6 protein-coding genes are annotated in these 6,385 nt (G+C 37.3%); 3 read left to right on the top strand and 3 right to left on the bottom strand.

Translation table 11 applies throughout. The features are described 5' to 3' along the window. Positions 1–110: 110 nt before the first annotated feature. The gene (locus PR766_RS13695; RefSeq protein WP_006662069.1) at positions 111–614 is read right to left on the bottom strand and encodes a YlaC family protein; all 504 of its coding nucleotides are present in this window, start codon (positions 612–614) and stop codon (positions 111–113) included. 480 nt (positions 615–1,094) lie between these two features. Between PR766_RS13695 and cspE the strand changes: the two genes are divergently transcribed. The 3 genes from cspE (at position 1,095) to mgtA (ending at position 5,340) form a co-directional block, all read left to right on the top strand. Continuing rightward, a complete protein-coding gene (gene cspE / locus PR766_RS13690) occupies positions 1,095–1,307 on the top strand; it encodes a transcription antiterminator/RNA stability regulator CspE (protein WP_004909801.1) in 213 nt (70 codons plus the stop codon). A gap of 486 nt (positions 1,308–1,793) precedes the next feature. Next, on the top strand, positions 1,794–2,492 hold the full coding sequence (locus PR766_RS13685) for an MgtC family protein (RefSeq protein ID WP_006662068.1): 699 nt from the start codon (positions 1,794–1,796) through the stop codon (positions 2,490–2,492). 145 nt (positions 2,493–2,637) lie between these two features. Beyond that, complete coding sequence (gene mgtA, locus PR766_RS13680) at positions 2,638–5,340, top strand: magnesium-translocating P-type ATPase (RefSeq protein WP_006662067.1); 2,703 nt, start codon at positions 2,638–2,640, stop codon at positions 5,338–5,340. Between the two features lie 40 nt (positions 5,341–5,380). Here mgtA and PR766_RS13675 read toward each other — a convergent pair whose 3' ends face one another. Further along, the gene (locus tag PR766_RS13675; RefSeq protein ID WP_154636134.1) at positions 5,381–5,779 is read right to left on the bottom strand and encodes a hypothetical protein; all 399 of its coding nucleotides are present in this window, start codon (positions 5,777–5,779) and stop codon (positions 5,381–5,383) included. A 119-nt stretch (positions 5,780–5,898) separates the two neighbouring features. Then, positions 5,899–6,144: a hypothetical protein gene (locus PR766_RS13670; protein WP_154636456.1), complete on the bottom strand. Its 246-nt coding sequence runs from the start codon at positions 6,142–6,144 to the stop codon at positions 5,899–5,901. Between the last annotated feature and the right edge of the window lie 241 nt (positions 6,145–6,385).

The following is a 6,385-nucleotide window of genomic DNA, read 5'->3' as shown; positions in this document are numbered from 1 at the left end:
AATATTAACGATATCACCTCGACCTGTCAACGATAAAAATAGAAAATAAATTCAATTGCTCATTCGCTGCTCATTACGAATAAAAACTACGCTATATTGTTGATAACGTTTTAATTTTGAGCGGCTAAAGTAACTTGTGTTGGCGCAGAAACTTCGGGATAGGCAATATGATAGATATCATAAAAGGAGATAGACCCCTTTAATGCTAACAAACGAGAAATTTCCTGTTTGTTAGCCGTGCTGACTTCCGGCGATTCTAGCATTTTATTTAACGCGTCTTCCGATACAGTTTCAGTGACAAACCATTCGCCGTTATAGCAAACGCGCAAATCTAACACGCCAATATCTTCAAAATGGTAAACCGGTTTGATATCAAATAGCAGAACACTTGCCAGTATAATAAATAAGAGGGTTATTCCCAGAGTCCAATAAGGCCCAAAGTAGGGGGCATACCATAAGATTACAGCAAGTGGTAAATAGGCTGCAATCATCCCAATACATAAATAAGGGTGGTTAGCGAGAAATTGGCTATTAAAGTAAGGTTTACCATCACGTTGCTCACGTTGGTTGATGGTATTTAAGTCGTCGATAAGTATTTGTTTGATAATATCCATGGTAAGTGACTCTCTGTCAGATATCTATACTAGGAGGGTATCATGGAGGGAATGAATTGTTATATATCAGTTAAAAAAAATATTTAACTGGATTGTCATTATTTCAGGTTTATTTCGTCTTCTTTCAAGAAAAGGGGATGGTTGTGTCTAAATAAATCTTTAAAATATCAATAAAATGCAGCTTTTTTGTTAACATAATCCTACTCAAAAGTGATGTACCCGAAAAAATGGCAATATTTTTGAGATTACATGTATAAAATAGTTGCTATTATCTCAAAGTCATGAGTTAATGAGCATCGGCCTGTTTAGCAGTCCTATTTGATGTACGAGTACTGAGTTAGTGTGTTCTAAAGAAAAAAGTTATCACAGATAGCCTTTGACCGTGACGCTTCATCTTAGTGTTTCCCTGATTAAATAGTTGACTCTGGCCCGTATATGCCAAAAGGCAAGTTTTTTTGATGTTATATAGGAAAAAGTCAAATGTCCGACAAAATGAAAGGTCAAGTTAAGTGGTTCAACGAGTCTAAAGGCTTCGGTTTCATCACTCCAGCTGATGGTAGCAAAGACGTTTTCGTCCACTTCTCTGCCATTCAGGGCAATGGTTTCAAAACTCTGGCAGAAGGCCAGCAAGTTGAATTCACCATTGAAAACGGTGCAAAAGGCCCAGCAGCTGCTAACGTAACTGCTATCTAAGCTAATTGCTTAACTGATTTTCTAAAGTCCGTCCTTTTTAAGGACGGGCTTTTTCGTATGTGCAGAATTTAATAAATTAATACGAAAGAAATAATTAATATTTAAATCTTTACTTAATAATTTGCCACATCTATACTCAGGGCACATTAACCTATTGGAGATAAATTACTTGGACAGTCAGAGTTGTCATAAAAACTTAATTTAATTGGCAAGTAATTAATAATCTCTTCTATTAACTGCTTGCCACGATGGCAGGCGGTATCTGATGTATCTCATCACTCATACTCCCTGATTTATATAATAAATTTCATTTTTAGATGGAATGATCACTGTTGCAGTGAGTGTGTATCATGACAGTTTATATTTATTCTCTATTCCCTCCGGGCAATAGCCATTAAATACTGAATATTTATTTATTCAGTATTTTGGCATGGGCTTTTTATTATGCTCATTAATTGTTATCCATTATTTGATGGAGGGATCATTATGTTTTTCACTCACGAGATATTAAATCTTTTATCCGCTATGTGCCTTGGTGCATTAATTGGAGCTGAGCGCCAATGGCGTCAAAGGATGGCGGGATTACGCACGAATGCATTAGTTGCCACGGGAGCGGCGGTATTTATTTTGAGTTCAGTAACCACTTCACCGGATAGCCCTGGTCGAATTGCTGCACAAATTGTGTCAGGAATTGGTTTTTTAGGCGCAGGGGTGATTATGCGTGAAGGCATGAATATTAGAGGACTGAATACAGCAGCAACATTGTGGTGCTCAGCAGGGATTGGCGTGTTATGCGGTTTGGGGCAATATTCACTAGCGATAATGGCTACTTTATTGATTTTATGTGCAAATATTTTATTGCGAGAGGCTGCAGCAAAAATTAATCGCCAGCCACAACAACAAGCATTAGATGTGGAACAGCGTTATAAAATTCGAGTGATGTGTCACCAAGGTGATGAAATTCTGGTTAGAACGTTGATTTTACAAGCCATAAATGGATTGCATATTCGCCTACAGTCACTGAGTAGTGCAGATACATTGAAATCAGAACAGCTGGAAGTGTGCGCAGAGTTCCTTGCTACCCCTGCGGAGCAAAAAGAGATTGAAGCATTGGTATGCCGCATTAGCCTTGAACAAAGTGTTAGTGCCATCAATTGGAAAGTGGCATCTGAGCTACCCGCTTGATTGCCGAAAATAAACTGATTAAAGGAGCCGAAATGGACGATCACCCTCCGTCTTGGAGATATAAACAGGAGCTATCTGGCTAAAATACAATATTTTCAGTCAGATAGCGTTTTGAAAGTACAGCTGTACTCATAGAGATAACGTTATGACTGAAATTAGGCATCCGCGCAAAGGCGCAAAAGCCCCCGCACGCCAAAAATTCATTGTTGGCGAACAAGCGAGCAAAAACATTGAGCAAGTTCTCAATGAATACCAAACTAACCTTTTAGGTCTCTCTGAAAATGAGGCTTTAGATCGCTTAGTCATTGAAGGCGAGAATGAAGTTGCTCATGAAAAAGCGCCCCCAGCTTGGAAGCAATTACTCACTTCTTTTAAAAACCCATTCATTTTTGTTTTGATGATTCTTGCGATTGTGAGCTTTTTTACGGATTACGTGATCCCAAAACGTCAAGGTGAAGAAACTGACTTAACTGGCGTTATCATTATTGTGACGATGGTTGTATTAAGTGGGTTGCTACGTTTTTGGCAAGAATATCGCACTAATAAAGCCGCTGAAGCTTTGAAATCGTTGGTACGAACAACCGCAACGGTATTTCGTCGTGATAATAGAACAGGGCGCTCTACCCGCAAGGAAGTGCCAATCAAGTGCTTAGTTCCTGGAGATATTGTTTTATTATCTGCGGGAGATATGGTTCCAGCTGATTTGAAATTAGTTGAATCTCGTGATCTATTTATTAGCCAAGCAATTCTGACTGGCGAATCTATTCCAGTCGAAAAATATGACACGCTGGCGAATGTTTCGGCGAAAAGTTTGGAACCTGCATCCCCTACAGAGAATGAGCTTCTTGAAATTTCAAATATCTGTTTGATGGGTACAAATGTAACTAGTGGCACTGCAAGGGGAATTGTGGTGGCGACAGGAAGCAAAACCTACTTAGGTTCACTGGCAAAATCGATAGTGGGTACTCGGGCGCAAACGGCTTTCGACCGTGGAGTGAATAGTGTTAGCTGGCTATTGATTCGCTTTATGTTGGTCATGGTGCCAATTGTTTTATTAATCAATGGGTTCACTAAAGGCGATTGGTTTGAGGCAACGCTATTTTCACTGGCTGTTGCGGTCGGTCTAACGCCTGAAATGTTGCCGATGATTGTCAGCTCAAACCTTGCAAAAGGCGCGATAGCCATGTCTAAACATAAGGTTATTGTTAAGCGTCTCAATGCGATTCAAAACTTTGGTGCGATGGATGTACTCTGTACTGACAAAACAGGAACATTGACACAAGATCGTATTATTTTAGAGCATTATCTCGACAGTAATGGGCAAAAAGATAGCCGAATTTTACAATTAGCTTGGTTGAACAGCTTCCATCAAAGTGGTGCTAAAAACATGATGGACCAAGCCATTATTCGGCGCGGTCGTGGCAATGATAAAGTTGAGCAGTTAAAAGCTTACCAAAAAATTGACGAGCTACCCTTTGACTTTATTCGCCGAAAACTCTCTGTGACGGTAAAAACTCCGGAGGGAGAAGCGTTACTGATCTGCAAAGGGGCTGCTGAAGAAATGTTGGCAGTTTGCCAAAGTTATCAGCAAGATGGGCACTCTGTTTTATTAGATGATCACGCGAAAGCTAGGATTGCGGAGTTGGTCAGCGATTATAATAAACAGGGTTTTCGAGTATTGTTGTTAGCAACACGCTCATTAAATGATGCTGAAGCTTCATTACCGTTATCAGCCCAAGCTGAGCAGCAGCTTGAATTACGAGGCATTCTTACGTTTTTAGATCCCGCGAAAGAAAGTGCTATTTCTGCCATCGCAGCGTTAAGAGAAAACGGTGTCATGGTAAAAGTTCTCACGGGTGATAATGCGGTGATCACGGAAAAAATTTGCCATGATGTGGGGCTTAATATCGATGAAATCATGACCGGTCTTGAAGTCGAGGCAATGAATGATGATGATTTGAAAGTCAAAGTTGAGCAAGTTTCGGTATTCTGTAAATTAACGCCTTTACAAAAATCTCGAATTTTAAAACTGTTACAAGCCAATGGACATACCGTTGGTTTTCTGGGGGATGGGATTAACGATGCACCGGCTTTACGGGATGCGGATGTTGGGATCTCTGTGGATACAGGTACCGATATTGCGAAAGAGTCTGCGGATATTATCCTACTAGAAAAAGATTTAATGGTGTTGGAGCAAGGGGTTATTAAGGGTAGGGAGACCTTTGGGAATATTATTAAATATTTAAATATGACCGCCAGCTCTAACTTTGGAAATGTCTTTTCCGTATTGATTGCCAGTGCATTTATTCCCTTCTTACCCATGTTAGCCATTCATTTACTTGTTCAAAACTTGCTGTACGATATGTCCCAATTAGCATTACCTTGGGACAAAATGGACAAAGAATTTTTAAAACGACCGCGTAAATGGGATGCAAAAAATATTGGACGATTTATGATTTGGATTGGCCCAACATCCTCTATTTTTGATATCACAACATTTGCGTTGATGTGGTATGTGTTCCAAGCCAATAGCGTGGCACATGAAGCGCTATTTCAATCCGGTTGGTTTGTTGAAGGATTATTATCGCAAACCTTGGTGGTTCATATGCTACGAACACAAAAAATTCCATTTATTCAGAGTACGGCGGCATTACCTGTATTATTGACGACAGGGATTATTATGGCGCTTGGACTTTATATTCCATTCTCGTCCTTTGGCACTATGATTGGTCTACAGCCTTTACCAATGGAATATTTCCCTTGGTTAGTGTTGACATTAGTTAGTTACTGTTTTGTCGCTCAAGGAATGAAGCACATTTATATTAAACGCTTCGGGACTTGGTTGTAAAAATGAGAGGGAAGCCGCTATGGGGCTTCCCTCTATAAAATCATAGATGAGTTTGCTCAGACGTATCCTTAAAGGGTATCTCTATGTTATTGAGTTTTTCTTTTCTATTGATTATGCTTTCTTTTTTTTCTCTTCTAACTATTTTGTGAAAATTGTTGTCTAAAAAATATTTCGTTATTTCTGTGGTCACTTGCTTTAATTTATTGAGATCAATTTTATATTCATCAAACTTGATAGGGAAAATCGCTTCTAAGTTTTTTTTTGTTTTCATATCGATGTTATAGAGTGGTGCTGCATGTATAGCCTCGGAAAAATAATTGAAAATATCCTCACAGATTATTTCTTCAATATAATTTTTTATTTCATTTCGGTTACTATGGTCCATTAATTCACAATCATCAAGAAATTTTTTTATTTTCTCTGAAAAGTTTTCATCCATAGATATAATAGGTCTAATGGAGCTTTGAATTGCTTTGCTATCTAAAAATTCCTCATTGAAATTGGATTTATTATTTATTATTTATTATTTATTATTTATTATTTATTATTTATTATTTATTATTTATTATTTATTAATTTAAGAAGAAGAGCCTTATCCTTATCTGATAAGGATATTTTAGATTCCATGCCTAATTTCGTGTAAGTTTTGCATATGTTATCCATTGTTCTATACACTGAACCTGCTATAACTTGTTTTGTTTCATCCAAAATCCATTGACTAGATTTTAATTTTAAATTAGAAATAAATCCCTCTACTTTATTTATTAATATTACTCTATCAAAAGTTAGATCTCTATTATTCATATTAAATGAAAATTCAGTATTAGTGATTTTTTTAATTTTATATTGAATGGGGTTTTGTTTTTAATATTTAATGTAATGAATTTACCCTCATTTATTAAATCAATTTTTTGTACGGAAAGCATATATAAATCCTTTTATATGTTATAAAGAGGATAATATAAGAGAATTCTATAAAATATACTTGCAAAAAGCAGTTTGATAAGAAAGTAGCGATATTAGACAATAAAAAAGAGCCAATTAG

It is taken from the genome of Providencia sp. PROV208, assembly GCF_028479465.1.
GTDB classification, from domain to species: domain Bacteria; phylum Pseudomonadota; class Gammaproteobacteria; order Enterobacterales; family Enterobacteriaceae; genus Providencia; species Providencia alcalifaciens.
This window is presented reverse-complemented; position numbering and strand designations above follow the sequence as displayed.

Bases quoted from the DNA above. Each gene is read 5' to 3' on its own strand.
- PR766_RS13695 (WP_006662069.1), bottom strand. From the start codon at position 614: ATGGATATTATCAAACAAATACTTATCGACGACTTAAATACCATCAAC.
- cspE (WP_004909801.1), top strand. From the start codon at position 1,095: ATGTCCGACAAAATGAAAGGTCAAGTTAAGTGGTTCAACGAGTCTAAA.
- PR766_RS13685 (WP_006662068.1), top strand. From the start codon at position 1,794: ATGTTTTTCACTCACGAGATATTAAATCTTTTATCCGCTATGTGCCTT.
- mgtA (WP_006662067.1), top strand. From the start codon at position 2,638: ATGACTGAAATTAGGCATCCGCGCAAAGGCGCAAAAGCCCCCGCACGC.
- PR766_RS13675 (WP_154636134.1), bottom strand. From the start codon at position 5,779: ATGGATGAAAACTTTTCAGAGAAAATAAAAAAATTTCTTGATGATTGT.
- PR766_RS13670 (WP_154636456.1), bottom strand. From the start codon at position 6,144: ATGAATAATAGAGATCTAACTTTTGATAGAGTAATATTAATAAATAAA.